The organism is Spirochaeta isovalerica, assembly GCF_014207565.1.
Lineage (GTDB): Bacteria > Spirochaetota > Spirochaetia > DSM-2461 > DSM-2461 > Spirochaeta_F > Spirochaeta_F isovalerica.
Genome location: NZ_JACHGJ010000002.1, coordinates 303,320 through 328,712, shown reverse-complemented (window position 1 = coordinate 328,712; position 25,393 = coordinate 303,320). Strand labels below are relative to the sequence as shown.

Below are 25,393 nucleotides of genomic sequence, written 5' to 3'. Positions count from 1 at the left end.
ATTTTTCGACTATGTTCGGGTTCCGGCACTGACGTGCCCCCTGGGTTGCATGGGCGAGCAGCAGGACTGCCTGCGACCAGCCCAAGGTTGCATGGGCGAGCAGCAGGCATGCCTGCGACCAGCCCCGAAATATCTTCATTTTTCGACTATGTTCGGGTCCCGACACTGACGTGTCCCCCGAAATATCTTTATTTCATCATTTTGCCGATGGTAGTGAGCACTTCATCGATCACTTCGGTTTTGCCGTCCTGGATCTGATGAACGACGCAGCTCTTCATATGAGCTTCCAGAAGGGTTTTCTTCACCCCTTTTATGGCCGATTCAACACTCATGAACTGATGGAGGATATCGTCGCAATACACATCTTCATCGATCATCTTCGCGATACCGCGGATCTGTCCCTCAATGCGGTTCATTCTGCTGATCATATCTTTTTTCGTTTCGTAAGGATGGTGTGCTTTTCTCGCCATATACCATACCCCCCTACCCTATAAGATAATAAACTAAACTTTACCTGTCAAGTGAAGTATTAGTCAGCCGCCGCTGATCGGCCAGAAAATACTGACCATATCCCCCTCTTTGAGAGCGTAGTTGCGCGGGACTTTATCATAATTAACCCGGATGATGAGAAGAGGTCGGAAATAGGGGGGTATTTTCATCTTTCGGAGAAGAGAGGAGAGACGGGTTTGCTCCGGAAGCTCCGCCTCTCCCCTGTCGTCGAGGAAAGACTGATCGCAGAAAGGCGGAGCGATAAGCTTAACTTTCATTAGCGCCCGGGACCATGGTGATGGCATCGACAGGACATTCCGATGCGCATATGCCGCAGCCCGTACAACTGCCGCGCCGCAAAAGATCGGGGTAGGCTTTTTTATAGGGGTCCAGATCAGTTATCGACAGCTCCAGACATCCGAAGGGACAGGAGGTGACGCAAACCGTGCAGGCCATACAGGTTCCGTAATCTATCATGGGAATCATTTTAGCATCAGCCATGTGCCGTCTCCTTTTCCAGCAATGCCGGAATGCCCAGAGCGTGGAGCGTCTCGTCCAGAGGGTAGCCCGTAGAGGGGTCCCATCCCCAGGCTTTGCGGTAGGCATCGACAAGACCGTCCACATCCAGTGTAATACCCTTGTTGTGGCCCGAGACCAGAGGCTCCTTTCCGCTCACTCTGTCGTGGACTTTGAAAGCGTTGACATCGACACCCTGCCTGGCGTTGAACTGCTGCCTCAGGTTCTGTATGCGTTTGCCGATTTCCATGTACTCGTCGGGGCTCTTATTCCATCCTGTTGCTGCATTGAGGTATTCGAATATTTTAAAATGCTGAACTCCCATCATCATGGCGTAGTAGCAGCCTCCCGCCCCGTCGACCAGCATTTTGTAAGAGGTGTAGGCGACATTTTTCATGGCTTCCTCAACTCCCGGCAGATATTCTGCAGACTTGGGAGAGCGTTTGAGCGGTTTAAGCCAGGAGATTCTGTCCCAGAGAAAAGACATGGAATAGTACTGTCCGCCGGAGGTCGTATGGCGCCCCGGAGTGGGATCGGCGTTATAGGTAGCGCCGAGCATGGGGTCGATTTTCGGATCGTGGGCCGGCAGCTCCTGACCTCCGGCATGAACGGCAAAACGTTCCGATCCCTTGCCGATTTTCGCTGCGGCGGCTTTCACTCCGTCGGCCAGGAGGTCTCCGATTCCCGGTTCCCGCTTTGCGATTTTTTCAACGAGTTTCACTATTGCATCGCTATCGCCCCAGCGCAGCTCGAGCCCCTCTGTATCGGAGGCAGTCAGAATGCCCTTTTCAAAACACTCGATGGCGAAGGCGACAGAGCCTGCCGTAGAGATGGTATCCAGCCCGGCACGGTTAAGCAATTCATTGATATAGAAGATAGAGTCGGTGTCGCGGTTCATAAGAAGGCCGCCGAACATCATGGCCGTTTCGTACTCGGGCTTGTGGGTATGTTCGAATCTGCCGTCCTTCACATCTTTGATATTGCAGATTCCCCCGCAGCCGACGATACAGGATGAACAGTGATATTTCCTCTCTTCCCTTTTAATGAATTTTTCCGGATTGAGTTCTTTGTAAAAGGAGCGGTTGTAATCTTTGGCCGATCCGCTCCAGTTTTTAATCGGGGCGTCGCCGTTGTGAATGGAAAGGGTGTTATTCATAATGGAGCCGTATTTCTTCAGAAGCATGGAAGTGAAAAGTCCGTCCATGGGAGACACGCTTTTCAGACTTCCCATAACCTTGCCCATGAGCGGGAAGACGCTTCCTTTGAGAACTGACGGAGCATTGGAGTTTCTCACCTTTCGGGAATACTCTTTGCTGATCGCTTTGACTTCATCGCGGTTTTCCGCGCCGACTCTCCTGGAACCGTCGAGAACGATGGCTTTGAGTTTTTTCGACCCCATCACGGCTCCGACTCCCGAACGGGCGGCAAAGCGCCCCAGATCATTGGAAATTCCGGCAATGAGCGACACCTTCTCTCCGGCCGGTCCGATAACCGCCACAGCCGGCTTTTTCTTTTTCCGGCAGTCCCGGATCAGAGCTGTTTCCGCTTCGACCGTGTCAAGTCCCCAGTAATCGCCGGCGGACCTGATTTCCGCCTCTTTACTGTTTACATAGAGATAGACCGGTTCTTCGGCCCTCCCGTGGAAGAAGATCGCATCAACGCCGCACTGCTTGATAGCCGGAGCCAGATCGCCGCCGCAGTTGGAATCGCCCCATCCCCCGGTCAGAGGGGATTTGCATACAGCCATCCACCGCCCCGTCATAACCGAACCGGTTCCCGTGAGAAGCCCCGATGTTATACCCAGGATGTTCTCCGGACCGAGAGGGTCTGCTCCGGCCGGAATATTCCGGTTTAGATACCAGGCTCCAAGTCCCACGCCGGAGAGAACGGATTCGTAGACCGAATCATCGACATCCCGGTAGTTACACTCTTTTTTCGTCAGATCAACAACGAGAATCTTTCCCCAGTATCCTTTCATTTTTCTTTTCTCCTTAAGGGCAGCCACCATGTGAAGCCGAATATAAAGGTCAACAAAGCCGATTTGAGAGGCGGAATATCATTCTCCCTTCCTGTTTTCAAACCAATGGAGAAGATCTCCGCTCCATGAAGCAGCGCGAGCAGGAGAAAAGGGATCCCGATCCCCCCGAAAATCCAGAGAAGCGAAGCCGCTCCCCAGGTGAGAAGAACAAGGGCTTTTCCTATCATTTCAACGTGTCCTTTATGTATTTTATCTGTTTTTTTCTGTCAGCTTTCGACAGGAGCGGTATATCAATGGGGATGTAATCGAGAGTTTTTTCTTCCTCCGTCAGATTCCGCCCTTCAAAAATCTTATCTTCCAGACAGAGGTCCACATCCACGGGAATCCCTCTCCTGACCAGCTTTATCCGCCGCCGCATTATCTTGAAGATTTCCAGAACATAAGCCGGCTTTTTCAAAAAAGTTTTAATCATGGGGTTTTCCACCCCCAGGGCTCTGTTCAGCCCCTGTGTGAGCTTCAGTACATGGGCGGTGCAACCCTCGAAGTAATAATCGGTTTCCCCTTCCATCCAGGAAGTGCAGCTTCCCACGGCGATTTTCTTTCCGGGCAGCTGTTTAATTTCTTCCCGGCTGTAGGCTTTCCCCTCTTTATCGAAGTAATAGTAGCTTTCACCTATTTTTGAACCGGCTCCGATCAGCACAACGGCATCGCGGAAACGGTCGGGATTGAAGTTTTTCATATAGCGGTAGTACTCGAAAGTCATGATAACCGACGGCAGACATCCTCCCGGACAGACCTGTTCCATGGCCTGTATAGTTTTCAGATCGACGTTTTCAGGAGAATCTGGTTTCGGAGCCCCGTTTTTCGTAGCGCCGGCAAGAAATCTGATATGGGGAAAGTTCTCTGCCATATTGCCGGAGATCAGGCTTGTATCAGCTTTCCTCCAGGGTATGGGATCGATATCGCCTCCGATAACAACCGTATCGGGATCGTTGAATCCCAACTTGTCCGCTTCATTCATAAGTTCGATCGTTGAGGGATCGATGCCCATAATTCTGGTAGCCACCCGGTCGGTTTCCACCGAATTGGTTCCGCTGATAATCAGACGGGCATCTACGGGGTCGAGAGGAGCCGGAGTGTTACCCTCCCCTCCGATAATCCCGTCGATAACCGTCAGATCAGGTTTGAACAGATAGAGAAGATCCACCAGTTTTTTATTGATATTGTAATTGTGGTTCCTGTAACGCATATGGGTCGAGAGGCTGCCCATGGCATTTTTGAAGCCCAGGGTTACGCCCGTGTAGAGATTGGTTTTCATTTTGGGGACAGAGATATAAAACGCTTCCCCGCGGACAACCTCGCTGAAAAGAGAGGGAATGTATACCTCTTTCATCACCTGGGCTTTGGGGAGCAGATAGCGGTCCACCGGCTGTTCCTCCACGGCTTCGAAGCGGATCTTCCGGAATTTGACAAGCCTGTCGGTTCCGTTTATCTTCGCCATGACTCTGGTTACGGGTGCCCCGGAACCTTCGACGATGATGATATCATCAGTATACTGCAGAACATATTCCACAATGGAATCGAGAACCCGGGGATCGGTCGATTCGGGATAATCATCATCGCGGAAACCCGCTTTATGATACACGCCGACGAAATTCGGTTTAATGAGAACCCGCCGGTTCCTGATCTTTTCGGAGAATCCTGTCTGTTCGTTCAGATCATCAAGATTGCAAAAAACCGTATCTCTGATAGCCTGAACATCCTCTCGGGCAAAATAGGCCGCCGTTCCGTAGTTTTTCGGCAGGGCTACATAATCCCGGGAATAATCCAGCTCCGGTGCGCATGAGACGATGACACAGCTTTTCTCCCGGTTATTTTTCAATTGCGGAGATACGGAACCTTGCAAGAGGGAACCCATAGCATAATTCTCCTTTTCCCGGCGTATCCGGTATTTTTAAAGAATACTTCCGAAACTAGACTCTGTCAATATTTCCGAGTACACTCGGTTTTTATTGCCGGACCATGAGGAATCTGCTAAAGTGAGATGATGAGCGAGAAAATAACCCCGAAGGGAATGAAAACCAGACTGAGAATTATTGATTCTTCTATCAAACTGATTCATGAAAAAGGGATCGAAAATGTCACTCTCAGCGATATCTGTTCCGCTTCGGGCATCGCGCAGGGAACGTTCTATCACCATTTCAAATCGATGGATGGAATTCTGCTGGAAATAATCCGCCGCGAAGGGGAGGAAATGACGGCTCTGATGAATTCGATGGAAGGCACAGCCCCGTCTGTAAAGCTGGAAAAGCTTCTTGCCGCGCTCTATCATTATTACGAACGGAAAGGAAAGGATATTGTCTCCCAGATTTACAGGTTGGAACTCAGGCCGGAGGGCGGCCCGTCTATCATTGAAGAATACCTTCCCATACGCCCCCTGCTGAACCGGATAATACTGGAGGGACAGAAGACCGGAGATTTTTCCCGGGAAGAGGATTCGGATTTTTACTGCTCACTTCTGACATCACAGATAATTTTTCAGTCCTTTCTCTGGATCCGGAGCTCGTCGGACGAGTCCTTTTCTTCTTATGCCCGCAGAGGAATGTCTCCCCTGATAAAACTGCTTAAGCCGTGAACAAGTCTCCTCTGCCTATGAGCTCTCTCTTTACGGGAGCTTTGAAGAAGGGGGAAAACACACTATCTAGAAAAGATTAGTACTTAAGTACCAGAGTAAATTGATACTTTCTTATCTGTTTCTATGAAAAAGAAAAATAAAATACGAAATTCACCTGATTGTGATGTGTTGGACTAAGGCAGATAATGGTAGTAACTTCAGGAGGCCTCTATGAAAAAATCATACATTCCGCCGAAAGTGAAGACCGAAAAAGTCGAACTGGGTGTTTTCGGCTGTTACGGATCTTCAGGTGGAGACTTCTGGGAACAAATGTCGCCTTTGAAATTCATTGCGAGTTTATTTAAGGTGCTTTGCTGCGATTGAGGTCCTGCTTTGCGGCGGTTTCCGCCGACTCTCCTATCCCCGAAATTACTTCTGCCATACGGCAGGCGTTCGGGGATTTTTTTTTGATATCTCCCGTATCGAGGTAGACCATGGCGGGACAACGGGGACAGAAATCCCTTCTGGAACAGCTGTAGCACTCCTCCACATCCTCATCTTTCATTTCCCGCAGATCGATGAGATAGGGATCGGGATCGTCATGCCAGATCTCTTTCAGAGTCTGCTTTCTTATATTTCCCACAGGCCTGCGGAACATGAGACAGGGAAGCACATCCCCTTCGGGAGTGATGGAACCGAATATTTTTCCGGCGTTACAGGTCAGATATGCCTGATTGTGGCAGGAACTCAATGATTCCTGTCCCACAATATATTTCATGGGGATCTCTTTCAGCTCTTCAGCCCCGAGAGCATGGTCCCGGGGGGAGTTGTCACCGTCCAGTCGGGAGCTTACGTTTACCAGTGCGGCATACTCCACCTTGAGTTCCCGCGCCAGTTCCTCCATAAGCGGCAATTCTCTGTAGTTTTCCCTGAGAAGCGTCGTCTTCAAAACCACACCGATTCCCTCTTTCGCCAGCAGAGGTATGGTTTTTTTCAGGTGTTCAAAAGCACCGGGGAATTTCATTATGGAATCGTGGGTTTCCGCCCGCCCCCCGAGAAGGGATATTTCCACCGCCTGCACACCGACTTTTTTAAGTCGGGCGATATCTTTTTTCTTCCAGAGAAGTCCCGTTGATAAAACGGTGAGAAAAAATCCCTCTTTCGAAGCGGCCTTGAGGATGTCCCACATATCCTTGCGGATAAAAGGTTCACCTCCGGTAAAACCCAGATCGAAGACCCCTTCCTCTTTTAATTGAGAAAAGAGGATTTTAAACTCCTCAAGAGTCAGTTCCGGCGGCGGATTGTCGGGTATATAACAATGAATGCACGAACAGGGGCAACGGTGGGTCACCTCAATCATGACGGCATTAAGGCGGTTCTGGGCTTTATATTTTGCCAGGATTCTGTCACGCAGCTCACCCATAAATTTACTCTACTATGCCTTTTTCCAGAAGATCATTGAAAAAATCTTCCAGATCCGCTTTAGCGCGCTCTTCCGGGACATCATATTCTTCCAGAATCGCGCCGAGAATATCCTGAGGGGTTTTCCCTTCCTGCAGCTGCTGCCATACCCATAAGCCCGAATCTTCGAAACTGTGGATTTCCTGTCCGTCTTTCGACATGAGAACGATTTCGTCACCCAGATCACGGGAAATGAATTCCTTATTGATTTTAAGATTTTCAGTCCAGTTCATATTCACCTCACAATTCTTTGAGAACATCCCAGAATCCGCTGTCGGGGAGAAAATCCAGCCGATAGACAGGAACATTTTTACAGATCACGGCCGCTCTGTCCATCATGGACGGAAAAGTCATAGGGTCCAGAATCTCATCGAGACCGATGGGAGGAATGATCTCCCCTGCGAGAGGTTTCACAGCTTTGGCCCCCCGGATTGCTTCGACGCGGTGATGCGGAGCTTTGTTTAGGAGGAAAAGCCCCTTGAGAGGAGCGCGGCCTTCTGCTTTATCGCGATATAACCCGTTGAAAGGCGTGCTGACGAGCATGGGGATCTCTGATTCCAGGTCAATGATATTTATCTCATCGTTAATAACAGAATAGGGGGAACTGAGCGAAGCCACTGTGCTTTTCCCCGCTTCGGAGGGACCGAAAAAGAGGAACCCCTGCCCGTCCCTGATAACGCCGCTCGAATGGACCAGGTGATAATTCCGCTCCCCCACAACGCTGTAAAAAGCCTGATAGAGGATCTGTTCGAATACCCGGGTATAATCATTTTTCAGAAGCAGCAGATTGACTGTAAAAATCCATATTTTTTTCTGGCGATCGTAATGGGCCTGGAGCAATCCTTCACCCGTTTCAAATCCCATTTCCCTTTTTCTCTTAGTTAAAAAAAGGCTGTTCGGGACCCGGCCGCTTGTTTTTTTATCAGTCAGATGAATCTCCATTATCACCTGAGGATCGGATTGAGAGATCTGATCCATAAAATAACGGGAAAAATGTTCGCACAATGACTTGTCCTCAAAGTCCAGTGCCATCGATACGGGGCCTACAGCCAGATTCAAGCGGTTCATCTCCATCTCCTGATTTTCCAAAGTCTGAAAAAAGACCGCCGGGCCAGTTTTTTCGAGAATCTGACGGCTTCCGCACTTGTAAGATCGGTTTCAAGTCCATTTCTTTTAAATCTGAGAACTGTTCCCAGAACCTTTTTTTCCGCAATGAAACGGGCAGATGAATTGGCATCGCCTTTCTCGCAGAGAAAGCGGGACGTCCCCCAGCGGAATGAGAAAAGAACCCGGTGACTGAAAAATCTGCCCTCTCTGAAAAATACGGCTATTTCTCCCCGGCGGGGAGTTCTCCGTTGCGGATCGATATACAATTCATCTCCCGGAAGGAGAGCCGGAGCCATGCTCCCGCTGAGAAGGGGCAGCCATAGAGCTTCCTTTCCCTCCAGAAGTATCCCCATAGCCTCAGATTTTACCAAGGGGCGGCCTCCTCTGCCTCAAGGCGACGCGGATCCACCTTACCGGTTCCAGGGGATAAGCGAGAAAGAACCAGGGTGAGTGGCGGGAGAACCCGTACAACTGCCGGAGTCGCCACGGCTCGGGGAACAGAACCGGAAGAACGCAAATACTGGAAATTTTATGTTTCAGACGGCTTTTCACGGCAAAGGGAAGACCCAGTTCATAGAGGACTGTTCTGAAATAACGGGCCGTATCCAGATCATAAAAACAATTATGCATGTTTTTTTTAAACCGCCGTTGAAAAGATGTGAGCCTATCATTTCCCGCTTTCAGGATATCACCGCCGGGAAGGTCCGGGAAAAAGCGCTTGGCTGTCTCCAGTGAATAGAGCAGAAAAAGCAGCATTCCCGTTTCCTCCGCTGTTCTTTGCAGAACTTGCCAGTCAACGGGGTGAGCGGCAATAAAATTTTCTATATCGAGAATATTGCGGAGAGCGAAGGTTTTTTTCGGCGCGGCTCTTTTCACGGCTGTATGTATGCACAGCAGAAGGAGCCTGTCTTCGACGGATAAAATCCGGCATTTCAGTTCTTTCGAATAAACAGAGCGTCGCCGGAAATCTTCAATCCTGTCGAGAAGGGAATCGAAACTGAATCGGTACACTCTGTCCCTGTGGAAAAATTCCGTATGCAGCTCGATGAGCAGACCTGTTTTCTCATTGAGAAATTCGAACTGGTTGCTCCAGGGCTTCAGCCGCTCCCAGTTCCCCGCTTCTCCTTTCCTTTTGTGAAACCCTCTGTTGCCGCCGGCATAAACGAAGCCGTTTTTCTCCAGGAGAGCTATAGCTTTTTCCAGTTGCTCCGGTCTGACGAGCAGATCGAGATCGCCCATGTCCCTGGGAATATCGGTTTCATAACTGAGGCCTTTGAGAAGCAGAACATCGATCCCCGCCTCTTCCATTTGCGGAACCAGCGAATGAAGGGTTTCGAGCCAGATGCCTTTGTCCCGTTCATGAAGGAGCAGCGTCTCCCTCATCCTTCGGAGAGATGTTGTGCCTTTAAAAAAATGATCTATTCTGTGATCGAACACATAACGGGACAGGGGAACCAGCACCTTGTTGCGGTGAGCCAGAGAGAGGAGCTTCCGGGGATCCATTTCCGCCGCCCTGGTATCGTCCCAGCGGCCATGGCAGAGCGTGTCGATAATGATACGGCTTTCGTTCATTTTTTTACGTAATTCCTTGCGTTGCAGACTCAACTATAGCATAGTAAAGCCTATGGCGGCAAAAGAACATACCTCATTTATAAGAATAAAAGGTATTGAAAAAGAATATCCCGTTCCCAATCTCAATCCCTTTCGCAAAGGGGAGCGGCAGAAAGCTCTGAAAGGACTTGATCTGACAATTCCCCGCGGCTCGGTGTGTTGTGTTCTCGGTCCCAACGGAGCGGGAAAAACCACGTTGATAAAAATCCTCGCCGGCCTGATACTCCCGGATAAGGGATCAATAGAAATACCGGAAAAGGATTTCAGGGGAGTCGGCCTGGTGACCCCCAACGACCGATCCTTTTACTGGCGCCTGACAGGCAGGCAGAATCTCGATTTTTTTGCCTCGCTCTACGGCATATCCGATAGAGATGAAACGATAAATTCGGTATTGAAAGAAGTGAATCTTTACGAAGACGCCGATAAACCCTTCCGCCAGTATTCCGCGGGCATGAAGCAGAAACTGAACATTGCCAGAGCGCTCCTGTCCGACCCGGATTTATATCTGCTCGATGAACCGGCCAATCATCTTGATCCCATTGCCCGGGAAGATTTCCGCAATTTCGTCAGAGAGATTCTCCTGGACAAAAGGGGAGCGACCGTTTTTCTCTGCACGCACGATCTCGATGAAGCGGCGGAACTGGCCGACAGGATAGCTCTGCTTCACAAGGGACGTATTGTCGCGGAAGGCGACCCGCAAATCCTCAGGAACCGGGTGCAGCAGGAAAATCATTTCAGAGTGCGGCACGAAAGCCTTCCCTCTTCATGGCAGAAATCACAGAAAGAGAAAATCGAAATTATCAATGACTGGGAATTCCGGCTGAAGTCGGGGATAGAGGAAATTTCCAGCCTGATGGAAGACTTTATCCGGAGCGGCGGCCGCCTGATCGAACTGAAAAAGGAAGAACCGGGACTGATGGATATTCTGAAGCACTTTCTGGAGGGTCCTGATGAATAAAATGCTGGCTTTTCTGAAACGGGACTGGCAGTCCATGCTGAGTTACCGATTCCGTTTCATTCTTCAGTTAATCGGTATCCTGCTAACTGTTCTCTTTCTCTTTTTCGTTGGAAAAACATTCAGCGGCGGTTTCTCCATCCAGCTCGAACGTTACGGGAACGACTACTTCGCCTTTGCCATTCTGGGCATGGCACTCAGCACATTCGTTTCCACCGGGCTTTACTCCTTCTCTTCTCAAATCCGCAATGCCCAGGTTCAGGGGACTCTGGAAGCGCTTCTGATAACACCGAATTCAGTTTATACGATTCTCATCGGGAACTCTCTCTGGTCATTCCTCAAATCCTTCTTTGAAAGCTTTTTTCTCATAGGTGTGAGCATCCTCATTCTCAAGCTATCGGTCGACCCGGGACAGGTTGCTCTTCTGTTCATATCGCTGGTCCTCACTTTCGGAGCTTTCATAAGCGTCGGCCTCGTTTCCGCTTCTTTCACCCTGGTTTTCAAGCAGGGGAATCCCATAAATGCTTTTTTCGGGGCCTCCAGTTATTTTCTCGGAGGACTGCTTTTCCCCGTAGAGGTCATGCCTAAAGGCATACAATGGATATCCAAGCTGCTTCCCCTGACCCATTCGAGTAAAATCGTCAGAGAGATTCTTCTCGTTAGTCCGCAGGACAGACAGATATTAACATCTCTGCTCTTTCTGTTCCTGTTTACAGCTCTCGTCGGACCTCTCTCTCTGTATATTTTTCACCATGCCCTGAAAAGGGCCAAAAAGGACGGCAGCCTCGTCCAGTACTGAAGGAAATCTTATGAATTTAAAAGAACAATCGCTCCAATATCCCCATTCTTCCCGCCGCTATGTAACAGTGGGGAAAAACGGAATGGTAGCCACTTCGCAGAACCTGGCCGCTCAGGCAGGACTGGACATTCTCAGGATGGGAGGCAATGCCGTCGATGCGGCGATCGCCACCGCGGCCTGCCTGACCGTCGTTGAACCGACCTCAAACGGCATAGGGGGTGACAATTTCGCCATTGTCTGGATGAACGGAAAAATGCACGGACTGAATTCCAGCGGCCGTTCCCCCCTGGCGCTGTCCATCGAAGAACTGGAAAAGGCGGGACTAAAGGAAATGCCCCGCTTCGGATGGTATCCCGTAACAGTCCCCGGAGTCCCCGGAGGCTGGGCGGAACTGAACAGAAAGTTTGGACGCTTATCTCTGGCGGAAACTCTGAAACCGGCGGTGAAATATGCCGAAGAGGGATTTCCCCTGTCCCCCCATGTCAGTGCCAACTGGCAACGGGCTTATGGAATATACAAGGAGCACCTGAAAGATCCGCAATTCGCTTCCTGGTTTCAAACCTTCGCCCCCGGAGGCAAAGCGCCGGAACCTGGTGATCTTTTTACTATGAAAGACCACGGTGCCACTCTCCGGGAAATCGGAGAAACCGGAGCGGAGTCATTTTACAGAGGGGACCTGGCGGATAAAATAGTCCGGTTTTCCTCGGAGACCGGAGGATTTCTTAACAGCGGGGACCTGGCCGCCCATAAGCCGCAGTGGGTCAGACCGCTTTCCGTACCGTACAAGGGATACGATGTCTGGGAATTACCTCCCAACGGTCAGGGTCTCGTCGCGCTGATGGCACTCAGCATGCTTGGCAATGACAATCCATCATCGATGGCGGAAACGGAAAGACTCCATCTCCAGATCGAAGCCATAAAGCTGGCCTTCGCCGATGGACGGCAATTTATTACCGATCCGGATACAATGAAAATCTCAACAGACGCTCTCCTGTCGGAACAGTATTCCAGAGAGCGGCGAAAACTGATCGGGAATAAGGCTTTAGAGCCTGAACCGGGAACTCCCCCCCGGGGAGGAACAGTTTATCTGGCCACAGCCGACGGAGAGGGGAACATGGTTTCCTTTATCCAGAGCAATTATATGGGCTTCGGTTCGGGTCTCGTCGTACAGGGCACAGGCATCAGCCTGCAAAACCGCGGTCACAGTTTCTCTCTTGACCGCAGGCATCCCAATTGCCTGGAACCGGGAAAAAAACCTTACCACACTATCATTCCGGGTTTTCTTACAAAAGAAGGCAAAGCCGTGGGTCCTTTCGGTGTTATGGGCGGTTTTATGCAGCCTCAGGGACATCTTCAGGTTATCATGAATACGGTGGATTATCATATGAATCCCCAGAGCGCTCTCGATGCTCCCCGATGGCAGTGGATGGAAGGAAAAAAGGTACTGGTTGAACCGGATGTGCCGTCCGAAACGGTTCGGGCACTGGAGAGAAAAGGCCATGAGATTTCCTACAGCCACAACGCGGCTCTTTTCGGAAGGGGCCAGATTATATGGCGGGATTCCGGGGGAGTGCTGTGGGGAGGAACAGAAGGACGAGCCGACAGCGCAGTTTTGACTTTTTAATCAAATGAAACTGTTGAAATCCGGAATCCCGCGAATTATTCTTAATACATGGAACACACGGAACTGATGAATATAGTAGTGGAAAAGAAATTCAAGGATATCGAACTGGCCATCCATCCCAATGACGGAGAGGATCTGGATCTCTATACCCGCGACCTGCAAATGGATCTTTACGCCGGGCAGTCCATAGAAAAACTCAATCAAGGCGAAGGCCAGATCGGAAAGGCGGATTTCCATCTGCTCAACGAATGTCCCATGGGTACAATTCTGGTTTCCGAATCGCTTTCCATAAAACTGAATTTTCCCGAAGAAGCTGTCATTATCCGCAATAAAGACAAAATGTATCTGGCTTATAAGGAATTTTAATCGGTTTTCGCTCCTTCTCTTCTCTCCCTCACCATATCAATCAGACTTTTACCGTAGTTCCCTCTCATAAGGAAGAGAAGAGAGGGCACGGATAGCGCCCAGGCGAAACGATAAGCCTGAAGGGGAATGAGGATCACCATAAACAGAGAGGCCAGCAACAGGCCCCCGGTCACCCATCGCTTTTTACCGAGAATCATCATCCCCACAGTCAACTCGAAGAGAATGAGCAGGACGCCGAACAGGATGGGATTGACTCCGATGACCCTCTCGGTAAAGTCTCGATACAGTTCAAGGCGGGCCGTCATGCCGTACTGATAGACGAAAAAAGGTCGTATGATTATTAATGTGAGATTGACGACGGCACCGGAAATAATAAAAAAAAAGCCGATAAAAACCCGGCAGCTTCCCGGTTTGAAAAAACTTAAGAGAATAACGGAAAGTGAAAACAGCAGGCCTGACAGTATGGGTCCGGTCATGAGCACCTCATCTAATACTAAAGTCTTACGACTAATATAACTCACGTATGAGAAAAACCAGTTTTTTTTGGTAACCGCTGTCAAGAATCTTATCGTCAATGGTCTATGACATGACTGAAGAGTGTAAAGACCTCCTTACTAAACAGAAAAAAAGGGCAATCAAACATTTGATTGCCCTTTTCCATAATATCTCAGAATCAATTAACCCTGTTCACAACCGCCCCGTCCAGAAAGGATTTCAGATTATCAACAGCGATATTCATAAGCCTCGACCGCGACTCGAGAGGAGCCCAGGCGATATGTGGCGTTATCAGACAGTTCTTTGCCTTAAGCAGAACATTGTCTTCCCGGATCGGTTCTGTAGAAACCACATCGAGACCCGCCGCTCTCACCTTACCCGAGTTCAGAGCTTCCGCCAGATCCTCTTCCACGATCAGCGGCCCGCGGGATGTGTTGATAATGATCACCCCGTCCTTCATCTTTGCGATATTGCCCTTATTGATAATCCCTTTTGTCGACTCGAAAAGCGGACAGTGGAGGGAAATGACATCGGACTGCTCCAGCAGATCATCAAGCGAAGCATAAGCCATGGTTTCACACTCCAGATCGGCATTCCGGTAATCATCATAAGCCAGGACTTTCATTCCGAAAGCCTGAGCGATTTTTCCCGTTGCCTGGCCGATCCGCCCGTAACCGATAATCCCCATGGTCTTGCCGGCCAGTTCCATCAGGGGAAAATCCCAGAAGCAGAAGTCGGGAGCCGCCGTCCAGCGCCCCTGGAAAACCGCATTGCTGTGGTCCTGAACGTGATGGCAGATATTAAGTAACAACGCAAAGGCGAACTGAGCCACCGCTGTAGTTCCGTAAGTGGGAATATTGGTTACAGGGATATGTCGGGCCGCAGCAGCTTCCACATCGACAACATTGTAACCCGTTGCCAGAACACCGATATACTTAATGTTGGGACAGGCGGCAATGGTCTCTGCCGAAACAGGGGTCTTATTGGTAATGACCAGCTCTGCATCCCCGATCCGGCTGACTATATCCTTCTCTTCGGTTCTGTCATAACAGGTGAACTCACCGAGATTTTCAAAACCCTCCCAGGAGAGATCTCCCGGATTGAGGGTGTATCCGTCAAGAACTACTATTTTCATCTATTGGAACATCCTTTCTGCAGACTTCACTATATTATCTACAGTAATGCCGTTCTTTTCCAGCAGATACTCGTAGGGGGCCGATTCTCCGAACTGGTCGCGAATACCAATCCGCTTGACAATCCCCTTCCCTTTTTCGGCAACCATTTCACAAACAGCGCTTCCCAGACCGTTGAGGATATTGTGGTCTTCCACAGTGATGATCTTCCCGATCTCTTCGATACAGGTATTGACCGCCTCTTCATCGAGGGGCTTTATGGTGTGCATATCCAGCAGGCGCACCGAATGTCCCTTCGCTTCCAACTCTTCAGCCGCTTTCAGGGCAACGGACATGATATCTCCGTTGGCGATGATCGCGACATCCTTCCCCTCCTTCAGCTTCACAGCTTTCCCGATCTCAAACTCGGCGTTCTCATCATAGATGAAAGGGACAGGATCTCTGGTAAACCGAAGATAGACAGCACCATTGTAGGCGGCTGCGGCTTTAACGAGCTTCTTGGCTGAATAGAAGTCTGCCGGCATCAGCACAGTCATGCCGGGAATGGAACGGAGCACGCCCATATCCTCAACGCCCTGATGGCTGGCGCCGTCGTTGGCGGGGGTGAATCCCCCGTGGGAACAGGCGATTTTTACATTCAGCTTCGGGTAGCACACTTCCTGGCGGATCTGCTCGGACATCCTCATGGAACCGAAAACCGCATAGGTCGTCACAAAAGGGATTTTCCCGCAGGTCGCCAGACCGGCCGCTACCCCGCAGGCATTCTGCTCGGCAATCCCCACATTGACATGCTGGTTCGGAAGTTCCTGCGAAAAGGGTACGGTCTTACAGGATTTGCCGATGTCCGCATCCACTACATATATATCTTTGTTATCTCTGCCCAGTTCGAGGATCGCTTCCCCGTAGGCATCTCTTGTCGCTTTACCTGTCATACCGTCACCTCTTCAACATCTTTTATGGCTGTGGCGAACTGCTCCTTGTCGGGAGCCATTCCATGCCACTGAACCACATTTTCCATAAAGGAAACGCCCTTGCCCTTAACTGTCTTGCCGACGATCACTTTGGGTAGTTTTTTATCACTTTCCCTGATTGTATCCAGAACTTCGACGATCTGATCCATATCGTGCCCGTCGATTCCATAGGCTTCGCAGCCGAAGGCTTCAAACTTGAGCCTCAGATCTCCCGTAGGCATGACCACATCACAGGTGTTGTCGTTCTGCAGATTATTGTTGTCTACGATGATAACCAGGTTATCCAGTTCATATTTAACAGCGGACTGAACAGCTTCCCAGATCTGCCCTTCCTGGCACTCTCCGTCACCGACCAGACAGAAAACCCTGTAGCTCCGTCCGTCTCTTTTCCCGGCCAGAGCCATGCCGACCGCAGTCGAAAGCCCCTGACCCAGCGATCCGGTGCTGATGTCCACGCCGGGGCAGACTTTCATATCGGGGTGTCCCTGAAGGATCGATCCCTGTTTTCTCAGCGTGTAGATGGTCTCATAGGGAAAATACTCCCGCAGAGCCAGAGATGAGTAGAGGATGGGGCAGACATGGCCTTTGGAGAGAACAAACCGGTCTCTGTCGGGCCACTTCGGGTCTTCGGGGCGGATATTCAGTTCGTCAAAGTAGAGCGCCGCCATAAAATCGGCTGCCGAAAGGGAGCCTCCGGGATGGCCGGATCCGGCCGTATGTATCATAGTAAGAGCAGTTTTGCGCAGTTCTCGGGCTTTTTCCCGCAACATGACTGCTTTGTCATTCTTATTCATAATTTTTCTCCGTAAAAGGATTGTTCAGTTATGCGTTGTCAGCGCTTTTCTCTTTTTTTTTAAAGAGCGAGACAACTCCTTCTTTCACTCTGACCTGAAATCTCTGAAATGCAGGAATCTGTCCGGCTATGAGAATGGCGATTACCAGAATCAGAACCAGAGAGACCGGTCTCTGGAAAACAGGCATAAAGCTGCCCTGGGAAACCATAAGGGCCCGTCTCAGGTTCTGGTCGCACATGTCTCCCAGGATCACTCCGATAATCAGGGGAGCGATGGGATATTTCATCTCCGACAGGAAATAAGCCAGTATACCGATGGGGAGCATAAGGTAGAGGTTGAACACCCTCATTCCCAGAGCGTAGGACCCGATGACGCACAGTACCGCAATGATAGGCATAAACAGCGATGTGGGAACTTTGAGTACTTTAACAACCTGTTTGGACAGGAAAATTCCGCTCACCCACATGGCTATGGACGCCAGAAGAAGGATGGCCGTAATCTCCAGAACGAAAGTCGGTCTGTCGATATTGAGCATCGGTCCCGGCTGTATGCCGTGAAGCATGAAGGCGCCGAGGAGCATGGCCGCGGGAGGACTGCCTGGTATTCCCAGATTGAGCAGGGGAATCATGGCTCCGCCGATACAGGAATTGTTGGCCGTTTCCGTGGCAATGACCGCTTCCACGGCCCCTTTTCCGAATTCTTCGGGGTGCTTGCTGGCTTTCTTGGCTGTTCCATAGGAAACCCAACCGGCGATATCTTCACCTATGCCGGGAACCGCTCCAATACCCACTCCTATAAGGGATGACCTGAGGATGGTGGGAATATTTTTTCCGATGGTTTTCCACTCGGGCAGAATCTTTTTAAACTCGCTCGTCTCGGATATTTTAAAATTGTCCCGGATGGTCTGCATGATCTGGGGGATACCGAATGCTCCGATGAGGACGGGAACCAGATCGAGCCCCCCTTCCAGTTCGCTCATTCCGAAGGTGTAGCGCGGAAAAAACTGAAGGCTGTCCCGGCCGATCGTGGCCAGGAAAAGTCCGATGAGACCGGCGATCCACCCTTTGTAAACCAGATCCTGACTAGTCAGGGTTCCGCTGATGACAATTCCGAATAGCGCCAGCAGGAAAAACTCGAAGGATGTGAATTCCAGGGCGAGGGCCGAGATAACCGGAGACAGCATGACGACGAACACCATACCGATAACCGTACCGATGGCCGATGCCGTCGTCGTCAGACCGAGAGCCCGTCCAGCCTGCCCTTTCCGTGCCAGGGGATAGCCGTCGAGAGCCGTAGCTGCCGAAGCGGCGGTCCCGGGAATATTGACAAGAACGGCCGTATAGCTTCCGCCGTAGACACCGCCGACATAAATTCCCATAAGGGCGACCATGGCGGTTGAAACATCCATTCCGTATGTGAGAGTCGTCAGCAAAGCGACTCCCAGTGTGGCAGTCAGTCCCGGCGTCGCGCCGAAAATGATACCCATAATAACCGATCCGAAAAGGATCAGTATGTTAACCGGATTGGCGACCAATCCGACTATGCTCATAAAAAATATCTGCAAAGGTTCCAGAAAACCCATATTTTTCTCCTATTATTTAGCGCACGGCGTAATAGACGAGGTTCATCAGTTTGATGATCCCCCCCTCGACAGGTAGCGGAACCAGAAGGAAATAGCGGAAAAGAGGACAGAGAATAAGGGGAACGATGAGTGAGATCAGCGTTACCTGTCTGATAGTTTTCCGGGCTATATCCATTTTGCGGGCCTGTATCCGGCTGTAGATATTCAGATAGATGAGAAACAGCAGAGCCAGTATATCAACGTTATAGGAAAGAATTCCCTTGAGAACATCGTCCAGTCCCGTAGTAATCAGTATGAGAAGCACACCCATTCCAATGATGAACTGCAAGGTCATCTTCTTTCTGAAATCATCTCTTTCCGGATAAAAGGAAGTGGAGATGTAAAAGAGAAAAAGGGAAATGCTCAGAAAGAAATCCACATTAGGAATCATCAGATAGATGAAGGATACAAAAGCGAAAACGACCGTAACAACCCGTCTTGTCGGTTCGGTCACCTTTATTTTTCCGCTGTTTTTTACAGCTTCGATAAAAGAAGCTGCTCCGCCGGTTCTGATTGCATTGACCAGAAGGATCGCCCCCAGCAGCATCAAGCCCCCGCCGATTATCATAGGCAACAGGGCGGGAGAGACATACCATTCGCTCTGAACACCGCCGTAGGACTCTTTCATAGGCATTTTTAAAGCCTGTGACAATTCCCAGACACTGAACAGAATCAATCCGACCGCCGTAATAAAATCATACTGCCGAAGTTTTTTTTCTTCCATTTCAAGAATTCCTTAAAAAATTGAATGAAGGGCGCCTCTGTCATGGAGAAGCGCCCGTAGGATATTACATTTTCGGTATGCCCAGAGAAGCAGGGCTAACCTTTGCCGCTCCCAGAGCATCGAGAGTCCAGGCGAAGTTGGATTCGAGTGAATCGAAAACCTTACCGGCTTCCTCTCCGTATTTACCGGAGAGAATGTAGAAGTTCTCTTTTCCGAAATCGAGTACAGCCTGTGAGTTCATAGCAACTGTAAAAGCGTTTCTCAGTTTGGATTTGATGGCTTCATCAGCATCTTTCTTGATAGCGAAACCGATAGCCTGGGAAATAGGCAGGAAGTTTCTCAGGTCAGTATAAGCCTGAAGCGCAGAAGGTATGGCTGTTCCATCGAGGTCGAAGTTGTCTTCCACCAGAACGCCGAGGGGTTTCAGTTTTCCACCGCGGATAAGCTGAGCCTGTTCCGCAACAGAAGTAACAACAACTGTAATCTCACCGGTCATGGCAGCATTCTGTGAAGGTGCTGAACCATCGTAGGGGATAAAGTTGAACTCCGCGCCTGTTCCGTCCTGCAGTGCAAGAAGATTCAGGTGGTGAATGGATCCCGCTCCGCCGGCGCCGGCTCTGATAGATCCGGGGTTGGCTTTTGCCGCTTCGATCAGGTCTTCAATAGTGTCGTAGGGGGCATCGGGTGTTACGGAAACGATATCGGGAGACCCGCCGATGATAAAGAAATCCCATACATTCATTCTTTCGGGGAATCCGCCCATAACAGCGGAGGTCACGCAGGATTCGGAAAGACCGCAGATTGTGTACCCGTCGGAGGCTTTGGCGAATGCGTCGCTCATTCCGACCGAACCGGCCACGCCGCCGGGTTTGTTAACCACATTGATGTTGACTCCCAGTTCCTTTGCCATTTCGGCCATAACCACGCGGTTACATGTGTCGGTACCGCCGCCGGCACCCCAGACCAGAATGTTGGTAATATCTCTTTCGGGATATTCCGCCTGTCCTTCCGCAAAGAGAACACCTGACAATGCTGCCAGACAAACAACCAGAGTTAACAGTTTCTTCATAAAAAATCTCCTTCTAATATTCTAACAGACCAGACAGTCTGTGTATTCAAAATTTTTTGTTCAATTTCTGAAAAACAGTTCTTTTTCCAGAAACTTCCAGTTCCTGACAAAATCCGTCTGATTGAGCAGTTTCGTCAGTTCCTTAAGATCCATGGCATCGAGCATGTCCCAGATTTTCTGGGTCCACCGGGCGTTGGCTTCGAAACATTCCTTAATATCCACGCGGGTGGGCGATGTGTCGGAGGTGAGCCAGCCGGCATAGTTGAAGCGCTTGAGGTAATAGACGAACTCAACATAGGCCTGGAAGTTCCGCGTGCCGCACATATAGTCCCAGTCCCACCTTCCGTCGTTATCGTTTATATGGATGTAATAGGGAAACCGGCTGCTTTCGATTAATGAGAGGGCTTCCGCCGGAGTTTCGCCTCCGTACATGGAGTGTCCGAAATCAAGCGTGACTCCAATTGCCTCATTGCCGATGTCGTTGAGCAGACAGAGGGTCTTGGCCGCATTTTCGATAAAGCAGTTCCCGCGGATCTCATTGGGTTTGTATTCGATGAAGAGGGGGATTTCCGGCTTGTACTCCCCCGCTTCGGCAAAACATTCGACCATATGCTTCCACGAGTTGGCATAATCGGACTGCAGACTGTACTCATATCCATCTCCGAGCGGGCAGCACTGTACTTTGTCCGCGCCGACGGCCTCGGCAAAGTCCTTTGCCTCCTTGATGAAGCGGACTGCCTTTTCCCGAATGGTTTTATCAGGATGAGACACACTGCCGTGCAGGAATTCCTCTTCCTTTTTGATATTCACATTAACGGCGGCCATCTCCAGTTCATACTTCTCAAGCAGCGGCTTGACGACAGCAGCATCCTTCACTTCATAGGGAAAGACAAGTTCCACGCCGTTAACATTCTCCAGGGAATGCATGACCTGAAATTTCTCCTCCAGGTTTTTCGGTGCGTTATAGGAACGGAACCGGTCTGCCGTTTCACCGATAAAACCGGTTATGACAGCGAATTTCGGTTTATTGCTCATAAATTATAAACTCCTCATATGTATATATTATTTTGTATACAATAGTTTTCTAAAAAAAATCGGCCCGCTTCATATTCCGGTTCAAACTGTTCAGACCGGCAGATTATCTCGAGATCAAATGTTCCTCTGTATCCCGATCCGATAAGATTACCCAGAAGGCTCGCCCAGCGGTTGTCGAATGTTCCCGGCCGTAGAGAGAGATTTTCCACTCCGTCATTCTCGCACAGATGGGTAGCCATAACCCGGGACAGGATTTCAAGATCCAGAGAGAAGGGATCGATACCGCTGCATAAAAGATGCCCGGGGTCGAGATTGAGTCCAATCTTCCCATGTCTTTCCAGAAAGGAAAGATCAGCTGCCAGACTTCCCGGCTGCGGCTCGAGTGCCAATGCCAGCCCCTTCTCTTCCAGGAAAAGTGCGATTCTGTTCAGCTTTTCATCAAAATATAGAAATTCATCTCTACCGGCAGGGCCGTCACTCTCAAAAGGAGGTATGGGAACAGTGATAATACCGGTTAAGGAAAATCGGCTTACCAGGGCAGAAATGAATTCAAGTTCATATAGACCCTTGTCAGAGCGCAGCGATTCAGGGCTGTCAAAGCTGTTCATCAGAAAATGGGCAACGAACTGACTGGCTTTCAATCCTTTATCGTCAAGCGCATTCTTCAGCCTCATGCCATTGCTGAAAGTCCATTGATCGATTTGATTGTAATGAAAGACTTCAAGCTGGAGTGCTGTAAAATGGTGATCCCTCAACCAATCCATGCCTTCAATGACATCATCAATTGTAAATGCCGTGCCGTATCGGCTGATATAGTAGGCTGGGGATACTCCGATCAATTTCGCTCTCCTTAATTTTGTATACATTATTTTATACACAGCATTTTTTAGCTGTCAACGTTTTTTTGGATTATTTATTTTGTATACAATATCGCTATTGACCTGAGCCTGCTTATGATCCATACTGAATCCATAATGAAATCATACAAAGTTGAAACTGCTGACCTGGTTGAAAAGGTATACTCATCCATAAAGGAAATGATTCTCAAAGGAGAACTGGTTCCCGGTCAGAAACTCATACAGGAGGAAATGGCCGCTCATCTGGGCGTTTCCCGCACACCTATTCTTTCAGCCTTTTCCAAACTGGAAAAAGAATGGCTTGTCAAAAGCATCCCCCGGAGGGGTTTTTATATATACGAGATGAGCCGTGAAGAGAAAATCAATCTCTTTGATATCCGGTTGCGGCTGGAATCTCTCGGAGCCTTTAAAGCCGCAGAGCTGGGAACGCCGAAAGAAAAAAAAGCTCTCCTCTCCTATGTGGAAAAAAACAGTTCGAAAGATTTCAGCACCTCTTCCTCCGGTTTCAATCAGCACGACTACGAATTCCACAGACGGATAACGGACATGAGCCGGAACGTCATGCTCAGCACCATGATTTCTTCCTATAACATAGTCAGCCTCAGCAATCAGGATGACAGGACGATTGATTACTCACGGAGCATCAGTGATCATCTGGCCATAAGCCGCGCCATCAGCGAGAGTGATGCCGCCAAAGCTGAAGGGCTGATGCGCGACCATATTCAGACCGGACTCGACCGGATTCAGGGGGTATAGGTATATGCCCCGTCTGTCAAAAGATGCCCTGGGCGACCTTGTTTACGACCAGATTGTCCTTATGCTTCTCAATAAAGACCTCAAGCCGGGAGATAAACTGCAGAAAAAAGAACTGGCCGAGATTCTGGGAGTCAGCATTACACCGGTCAGCGAAGCCCTGAACCGTCTGATCCGCGAAGGAATTGTGGAACAGAGGGAGAAACGGGATCTGTTTATACGCGTCTTTACGACAGCCGATATGGTCGAGCTTTTTGAAGTCCGGGCCGGGCTTGAAGGAACGGCTCTGCATATCTGCATGGAAAAACTGAATGACCGGGAATGGGAACCTCTTCTGGCATTATTCGATGGTTTTGACATTCCTGTCGCTGAAGACAGATACGAAGAATATCAGCTCAAAGACCGTGAGTTTCATTCCTCGCTTCTCAAGTTATCCCGTAACAATCTGATTCAGGAATTTATAGACCGCTGTGATTTCATTCTACGCTGCTATTCCAGGGGATTAATCAGAGAACCGGATGAAACTCTCCCGGAACACAGAAGGATCATCGAAGCCATCCGCTCGAAAAATGCCGATCTGGCCCAGAGAATGATTATGGAACATCACTGGAGAACAAGAGAGAAGCTGGGAAAGAGCCTTTAAAGGTACAATTGGAACAAATCGTGGATTTCATCGATTTTTAAAGGCTTTGTCAGATAACCGTCAGCTCCGAAAGCCAGCGCTTTTTGCCTGTTTTCCCGATTGAGGGAAGCGCTGAAAATAAAAAGCGGCATCAGGAGCCCCTGTTTTCGACAGGCCCTTGTAAACTCGAAACCATCCATACCCGGCATCATAAGATCGCAGAAAATCATATCGGCGAAATGGAGTTCATCGAAAGCCAGAGCAGCTTCGCCGGACTCGAAAAGATGAAACTGTCCATTACGGAAGACCTGTTTCAGCTGTTCTTTTACAATTGACCGGTTTATTTCCACATCGTCGATAATTACGATTTCATATCCCGCGTTGACCAGTTTCGGTTTCAGTATGTTCCGGCTTTCTACCACATCGGCCCGGGAAACCGAAAGAAGATAATCTATTTGCCGGGACAGCTTTTCCGTCTCTACCTGAGCGGCCTTCACTTCCTTCTCCAGTTTTTGGGGAGACTCTGTCTCTCTGCTCATTATGTCCAGAAGACCGGTAATTCCGTATAAGGGCGTTTTAAGAGAATCGGAAATTCTCATAAAGATATCATTTTTATGTTTGTAGAGCTTCGTATTCTGATCGTATATCCTGCGGTAGGGGAAATAGGAAAGCAGAATCTGAACGGGAATGATAAAGGCAGTCAGGGATTCCGTATTGAAATTGTTATTATTGAAACTCTTGAGTGAATTGCCACCGAAAAGAAGAATGCCGATAACCATGACAATAAACCAGTAGAGCGACTCGACGCTTCGTCTTCTGACAAAAACATCATGAGCTGTTACAAAGAGCGTCGCGGTCATGGGAACTATCATAATCAGCTCATAGGGAATGTCCGCCCTGTATGCCACTTTCACCGAACCGAACAGAACGATGAGTCCGTAAACCACCGAAAGCCCCAGAGAGATTTTCAAAAGGATTTTATAGAATTTGATATCGTACAGCTGATGGAAATACACTCCGAAGAGGAACACGATGACAGGAATATTCAACCAGGTCAGTTTTTCGTGAAGAAGATAAAAATCGTAGTAATGAAGAATGATCGAATTGTAATCACTGGCGAAGCGGACAATCATCCAGAATGAAAGCAAGGCCAGAATCAGCTGCCGCCGCCCCCCGCTATCTCTGGAGACGAACCAGATGACAAGCGAAAAAAAGCCGGAAAACAGAAGCACTCCTATGCTGACGGCGTCGACAACGTTCTTTCTCGTATAATGGGACTGAATATTCTCCAGCTTTCCCAAATAGGGAGGCGATGTTATACCTCCGAATGTCGTATCGTAATCGCTGACCATTATACGGATATCCAGTTCGCCACCGGCATGGACCGGAAAAATTCTGGGTTTGAGAGTCGGAGCGTAGTTTTCGCCGATATCGCCGTTCCGATAGCTGTCCTCATTGAGACGGATTCTGTATGAAGTGTAGCAATCGGGTATATAGATCCCGTAATAATCCTTCGAGGGCGGAAGCTTGACGGTCAGAGAATAGGTTCCGTCCCGATACCGTCCGTTCCAACGGGCCGGAACTTTCAATGTGCTCCAGTTTTGCGGATCAGCATCGCTGAAATGTCCTGAAGTGAAGAGCCACTGCCCTTCCAGTGATATGTTCTTTTCGAATGACTCTCCGGAAAGATCGAGGAGACCTTCTTCGGCTCTGTGTCCTCCCTCTATATAGGCCTTATTACCACATGACAGTAAAAGGATAAGGGGAAAGATTATCACGACCCAGCCTTTCAAAATTAC

The 25,393-nt window shown here is 49.5% G+C and carries 29 protein-coding genes; 8 read left to right on the top strand and 21 right to left on the bottom strand.

The window, feature by feature from the left end:
* Positions 1–188 precede the first annotated feature (188 nt).
* From HNR50_RS06400 to HNR50_RS06375, 6 genes are all read right to left on the bottom strand, one after another.
* Complete coding sequence (locus HNR50_RS06400; protein ID WP_184745045.1) at positions 189–470, bottom strand: metal-sensitive transcriptional regulator; 282 nt, start codon at positions 468–470, stop codon at positions 189–191.
* Positions 471–533: 63 nt separating this feature from the next.
* A complete protein-coding gene (locus HNR50_RS06395; RefSeq protein ID WP_184745043.1) occupies positions 534–767 on the bottom strand; it encodes a MoaD/ThiS family protein in 234 nt (77 codons plus the stop codon).
* Positions 757–990 carry a 4Fe-4S binding protein gene (locus HNR50_RS06390; RefSeq protein WP_221439821.1) on the bottom strand — a complete coding sequence of 78 codons (234 nt, stop codon included), beginning with the start codon at positions 988–990 and terminating at the stop codon, positions 757–759. The genes HNR50_RS06395 and HNR50_RS06390 overlap by 11 nt, the downstream gene beginning before the upstream one ends.
* Complete coding sequence (locus tag HNR50_RS06385) at positions 983–2,983, bottom strand: aldehyde ferredoxin oxidoreductase family protein (RefSeq protein ID WP_184745042.1); 2,001 nt, start codon at positions 2,981–2,983, stop codon at positions 983–985. Before HNR50_RS06385 ends, HNR50_RS06390 begins: the two co-directional genes overlap by 8 nt.
* The gene (locus tag HNR50_RS06380) at positions 2,980–3,210 is read right to left on the bottom strand and encodes a hypothetical protein (protein WP_184745040.1); all 231 of its coding nucleotides are present in this window, start codon (positions 3,208–3,210) and stop codon (positions 2,980–2,982) included. The genes HNR50_RS06385 and HNR50_RS06380 overlap by 4 nt, the downstream gene beginning before the upstream one ends.
* Positions 3,207–4,901 (bottom strand): DUF362 domain-containing protein, encoded by a 1,695-nt coding sequence (locus tag HNR50_RS06375; protein ID WP_184745038.1) that lies wholly within the window; start codon positions 4,899–4,901, stop codon positions 3,207–3,209. Before HNR50_RS06375 ends, HNR50_RS06380 begins: the two co-directional genes overlap by 4 nt.
* Before the next feature lie 129 nt (positions 4,902–5,030).
* On the opposite strand from HNR50_RS06375, the gene HNR50_RS06370 reads away from it, so the two are divergent.
* Positions 5,031–5,618, top strand: a complete 588-nt coding sequence (locus tag HNR50_RS06370; protein WP_184745036.1) for a TetR/AcrR family transcriptional regulator — start codon at positions 5,031–5,033, stop codon at positions 5,616–5,618.
* 210 nt (positions 5,619–5,828) lie between these two features.
* Positions 5,829–5,981 (top strand): hypothetical protein, encoded by a 153-nt coding sequence (locus tag HNR50_RS06365; RefSeq protein WP_184745034.1) that lies wholly within the window; start codon positions 5,829–5,831, stop codon positions 5,979–5,981.
* Here HNR50_RS06365 and HNR50_RS06360 read toward each other — a convergent pair.
* The 5 genes from HNR50_RS06360 to HNR50_RS06340 are packed head-to-tail and all read right to left on the bottom strand — an operon-like array spanning position 5,959 to position 9,737.
* Positions 5,959–7,020: a radical SAM/SPASM domain-containing protein gene (locus HNR50_RS06360; protein WP_184745032.1), complete on the bottom strand. Its 1,062-nt coding sequence runs from the start codon at positions 7,018–7,020 to the stop codon at positions 5,959–5,961. The two genes, HNR50_RS06365 and HNR50_RS06360, sit on opposite strands and share 23 nt — an antisense overlap.
* 4 nt (positions 7,021–7,024) lie before the next feature.
* Positions 7,025–7,291, bottom strand: a complete 267-nt coding sequence (locus HNR50_RS06355; RefSeq protein ID WP_184745029.1) for a PqqD family protein — start codon at positions 7,289–7,291, stop codon at positions 7,025–7,027.
* 7 nt (positions 7,292–7,298) lie between these two features.
* Positions 7,299–8,126, bottom strand: coding sequence for a hypothetical protein (locus HNR50_RS06350; RefSeq protein ID WP_184745027.1), 828 nt, complete (start codon positions 8,124–8,126; stop codon positions 7,299–7,301).
* Entirely contained in the window at positions 8,123–8,536 is a 414-nt protein-coding gene (locus HNR50_RS06345; protein WP_184745025.1) for a S24/S26 family peptidase, read from the bottom strand. Before HNR50_RS06345 ends, HNR50_RS06350 begins: the two co-directional genes overlap by 4 nt.
* Complete coding sequence (locus HNR50_RS06340; RefSeq protein ID WP_184745023.1) at positions 8,523–9,737, bottom strand: nucleotidyltransferase family protein; 1,215 nt, start codon at positions 9,735–9,737, stop codon at positions 8,523–8,525. Before HNR50_RS06340 ends, HNR50_RS06345 begins: the two co-directional genes overlap by 14 nt.
* Positions 9,738–9,789: 52 nt before the next feature.
* Between HNR50_RS06340 and HNR50_RS06335 the strand changes: the two genes are divergently transcribed.
* Genes HNR50_RS06335 through HNR50_RS06320 form a run of 4 tightly spaced genes read left to right on the top strand, consistent with a single transcriptional unit; the run spans position 9,790 to position 13,520 of the window.
* Positions 9,790–10,734 (top strand): ABC transporter ATP-binding protein, encoded by a 945-nt coding sequence (locus HNR50_RS06335; protein WP_184745021.1) that lies wholly within the window; start codon positions 9,790–9,792, stop codon positions 10,732–10,734.
* Entirely contained in the window at positions 10,727–11,530 is an 804-nt protein-coding gene (locus HNR50_RS06330; RefSeq protein WP_184745019.1) for an ABC transporter permease, read from the top strand. The genes HNR50_RS06335 and HNR50_RS06330 overlap by 8 nt, the downstream gene beginning before the upstream one ends.
* 10 nt (positions 11,531–11,540) lie before the next feature.
* Positions 11,541–13,154 (top strand): gamma-glutamyltransferase family protein, encoded by a 1,614-nt coding sequence (locus HNR50_RS06325; RefSeq protein ID WP_184745017.1) that lies wholly within the window; start codon positions 11,541–11,543, stop codon positions 13,152–13,154.
* A 48-nt stretch (positions 13,155–13,202) separates the two neighbouring features.
* On the top strand, positions 13,203–13,520 hold the full coding sequence (locus HNR50_RS06320; protein WP_184745015.1) for a hypothetical protein: 318 nt from the start codon (positions 13,203–13,205) through the stop codon (positions 13,518–13,520).
* On the opposite strand, the gene HNR50_RS06315 is transcribed toward HNR50_RS06320, so the two are convergent.
* From HNR50_RS06315 to HNR50_RS06275, 9 genes are all read right to left on the bottom strand, one after another.
* Complete coding sequence (locus HNR50_RS06315; RefSeq protein WP_184745013.1) at positions 13,517–13,996, bottom strand: hypothetical protein; 480 nt, start codon at positions 13,994–13,996, stop codon at positions 13,517–13,519. The genes HNR50_RS06320 and HNR50_RS06315 overlap by 4 nt on opposite strands.
* Before the next feature lie 197 nt (positions 13,997–14,193).
* The gene (locus HNR50_RS06310) at positions 14,194–15,150 is read right to left on the bottom strand and encodes a D-2-hydroxyacid dehydrogenase (protein WP_184745011.1); all 957 of its coding nucleotides are present in this window, start codon (positions 15,148–15,150) and stop codon (positions 14,194–14,196) included.
* Positions 15,151–16,080 (bottom strand): transketolase family protein, encoded by a 930-nt coding sequence (locus tag HNR50_RS06305; RefSeq protein ID WP_184745009.1) that lies wholly within the window; start codon positions 16,078–16,080, stop codon positions 15,151–15,153.
* The gene (locus tag HNR50_RS06300) at positions 16,077–16,913 is read right to left on the bottom strand and encodes a transketolase (protein ID WP_221439820.1); all 837 of its coding nucleotides are present in this window, start codon (positions 16,911–16,913) and stop codon (positions 16,077–16,079) included. Before HNR50_RS06300 ends, HNR50_RS06305 begins: the two co-directional genes overlap by 4 nt.
* A 28-nt stretch (positions 16,914–16,941) precedes the next feature.
* Complete coding sequence (locus tag HNR50_RS06295; protein ID WP_184745007.1) at positions 16,942–18,495, bottom strand: tripartite tricarboxylate transporter permease; 1,554 nt, start codon at positions 18,493–18,495, stop codon at positions 16,942–16,944.
* Between the two features lie 16 nt (positions 18,496–18,511).
* Entirely contained in the window at positions 18,512–19,258 is a 747-nt protein-coding gene (locus HNR50_RS06290) for a tripartite tricarboxylate transporter TctB family protein (RefSeq protein ID WP_184745005.1), read from the bottom strand.
* Positions 19,259–19,322: 64 nt separating this feature from the next.
* Positions 19,323–20,327: a tripartite tricarboxylate transporter substrate binding protein gene (locus HNR50_RS06285; protein ID WP_184745003.1), complete on the bottom strand. Its 1,005-nt coding sequence runs from the start codon at positions 20,325–20,327 to the stop codon at positions 19,323–19,325.
* A gap of 60 nt (positions 20,328–20,387) precedes the next feature.
* Entirely contained in the window at positions 20,388–21,362 is a 975-nt protein-coding gene (locus HNR50_RS06280) for a sugar phosphate isomerase/epimerase family protein (protein ID WP_184745001.1), read from the bottom strand.
* A gap of 14 nt (positions 21,363–21,376) precedes the next feature.
* The gene (locus tag HNR50_RS06275; protein ID WP_184744999.1) at positions 21,377–22,201 is read right to left on the bottom strand and encodes a sugar phosphate isomerase/epimerase family protein; all 825 of its coding nucleotides are present in this window, start codon (positions 22,199–22,201) and stop codon (positions 21,377–21,379) included.
* Positions 22,202–22,336: 135 nt separating this feature from the next.
* Between HNR50_RS06275 and HNR50_RS06270 the strand changes: the two genes are divergently transcribed.
* Complete coding sequence (locus tag HNR50_RS06270) at positions 22,337–22,975, top strand: GntR family transcriptional regulator (RefSeq protein ID WP_184744997.1); 639 nt, start codon at positions 22,337–22,339, stop codon at positions 22,973–22,975.
* Between the two features lie 4 nt (positions 22,976–22,979).
* Positions 22,980–23,615, top strand: coding sequence for a GntR family transcriptional regulator (locus HNR50_RS06265; protein ID WP_184744995.1), 636 nt, complete (start codon positions 22,980–22,982; stop codon positions 23,613–23,615).
* Here the strand turns inward: HNR50_RS06265 and HNR50_RS06260 are convergent.
* The gene (locus tag HNR50_RS06260) at positions 23,612–25,387 is read right to left on the bottom strand and encodes a response regulator (protein WP_184744993.1); all 1,776 of its coding nucleotides are present in this window, start codon (positions 25,385–25,387) and stop codon (positions 23,612–23,614) included. The two genes, HNR50_RS06265 and HNR50_RS06260, sit on opposite strands and share 4 nt — an antisense overlap.
* Positions 25,388–25,393 lie beyond the last annotated feature (6 nt).

What these genes read in the sequence shown, in the direction of transcription:
- HNR50_RS06400 (WP_184745045.1), bottom strand. Translation starts at nt 470, where the DNA reads ATGGCGAGAAAAGCACACCATCCTTACGAAACGAAAAAAGATATGATC.
- HNR50_RS06395 (WP_184745043.1), bottom strand. Translation starts at nt 767, where the DNA reads ATGAAAGTTAAGCTTATCGCTCCGCCTTTCTGCGATCAGTCTTTCCTC.
- HNR50_RS06390 (WP_221439821.1), bottom strand. Translation starts at nt 990, where the DNA reads ATGGCTGATGCTAAAATGATTCCCATGATAGATTACGGAACCTGTATG.
- HNR50_RS06385 (WP_184745042.1), bottom strand. Translation starts at nt 2,983, where the DNA reads ATGAAAGGATACTGGGGAAAGATTCTCGTTGTTGATCTGACGAAAAAA.
- HNR50_RS06380 (WP_184745040.1), bottom strand. Translation starts at nt 3,210, where the DNA reads ATGATAGGAAAAGCCCTTGTTCTTCTCACCTGGGGAGCGGCTTCGCTT.
- HNR50_RS06375 (WP_184745038.1), bottom strand. Translation starts at nt 4,901, where the DNA reads ATGGGTTCCCTCTTGCAAGGTTCCGTATCTCCGCAATTGAAAAATAAC.
- HNR50_RS06370 (WP_184745036.1), top strand. Translation starts at nt 5,031, where the DNA reads ATGAGCGAGAAAATAACCCCGAAGGGAATGAAAACCAGACTGAGAATT.
- HNR50_RS06365 (WP_184745034.1), top strand. Translation starts at nt 5,829, where the DNA reads ATGAAAAAATCATACATTCCGCCGAAAGTGAAGACCGAAAAAGTCGAA.
- HNR50_RS06360 (WP_184745032.1), bottom strand. Translation starts at nt 7,020, where the DNA reads ATGGGTGAGCTGCGTGACAGAATCCTGGCAAAATATAAAGCCCAGAAC.
- HNR50_RS06355 (WP_184745029.1), bottom strand. Translation starts at nt 7,291, where the DNA reads ATGAACTGGACTGAAAATCTTAAAATCAATAAGGAATTCATTTCCCGT.
- HNR50_RS06350 (WP_184745027.1), bottom strand. Translation starts at nt 8,126, where the DNA reads ATGAACCGCTTGAATCTGGCTGTAGGCCCCGTATCGATGGCACTGGAC.
- HNR50_RS06340 (WP_184745023.1), bottom strand. Translation starts at nt 9,737, where the DNA reads ATGAACGAAAGCCGTATCATTATCGACACGCTCTGCCATGGCCGCTGG.
- HNR50_RS06335 (WP_184745021.1), top strand. Translation starts at nt 9,790, where the DNA reads ATGGCGGCAAAAGAACATACCTCATTTATAAGAATAAAAGGTATTGAA.
- HNR50_RS06330 (WP_184745019.1), top strand. Translation starts at nt 10,727, where the DNA reads ATGAATAAAATGCTGGCTTTTCTGAAACGGGACTGGCAGTCCATGCTG.
- HNR50_RS06325 (WP_184745017.1), top strand. Translation starts at nt 11,541, where the DNA reads ATGAATTTAAAAGAACAATCGCTCCAATATCCCCATTCTTCCCGCCGC.
- HNR50_RS06320 (WP_184745015.1), top strand. Translation starts at nt 13,203, where the DNA reads ATGGAACACACGGAACTGATGAATATAGTAGTGGAAAAGAAATTCAAG.
- HNR50_RS06315 (WP_184745013.1), bottom strand. Translation starts at nt 13,996, where the DNA reads ATGACCGGACCCATACTGTCAGGCCTGCTGTTTTCACTTTCCGTTATT.
- HNR50_RS06310 (WP_184745011.1), bottom strand. Translation starts at nt 15,150, where the DNA reads ATGAAAATAGTAGTTCTTGACGGATACACCCTCAATCCGGGAGATCTC.
- HNR50_RS06305 (WP_184745009.1), bottom strand. Translation starts at nt 16,080, where the DNA reads ATGACAGGTAAAGCGACAAGAGATGCCTACGGGGAAGCGATCCTCGAA.
- HNR50_RS06300 (WP_221439820.1), bottom strand. Translation starts at nt 16,913, where the DNA reads ATGAATAAGAATGACAAAGCAGTCATGTTGCGGGAAAAAGCCCGAGAA.
- HNR50_RS06295 (WP_184745007.1), bottom strand. Translation starts at nt 18,495, where the DNA reads ATGGGTTTTCTGGAACCTTTGCAGATATTTTTTATGAGCATAGTCGGA.
- HNR50_RS06290 (WP_184745005.1), bottom strand. Translation starts at nt 19,258, where the DNA reads ATGGAAGAAAAAAAACTTCGGCAGTATGATTTTATTACGGCGGTCGGA.
- HNR50_RS06285 (WP_184745003.1), bottom strand. Translation starts at nt 20,327, where the DNA reads ATGAAGAAACTGTTAACTCTGGTTGTTTGTCTGGCAGCATTGTCAGGT.
- HNR50_RS06280 (WP_184745001.1), bottom strand. Translation starts at nt 21,362, where the DNA reads ATGAGCAATAAACCGAAATTCGCTGTCATAACCGGTTTTATCGGTGAA.
- HNR50_RS06270 (WP_184744997.1), top strand. Translation starts at nt 22,337, where the DNA reads ATGAAATCATACAAAGTTGAAACTGCTGACCTGGTTGAAAAGGTATAC.
- HNR50_RS06265 (WP_184744995.1), top strand. Translation starts at nt 22,980, where the DNA reads ATGCCCCGTCTGTCAAAAGATGCCCTGGGCGACCTTGTTTACGACCAG.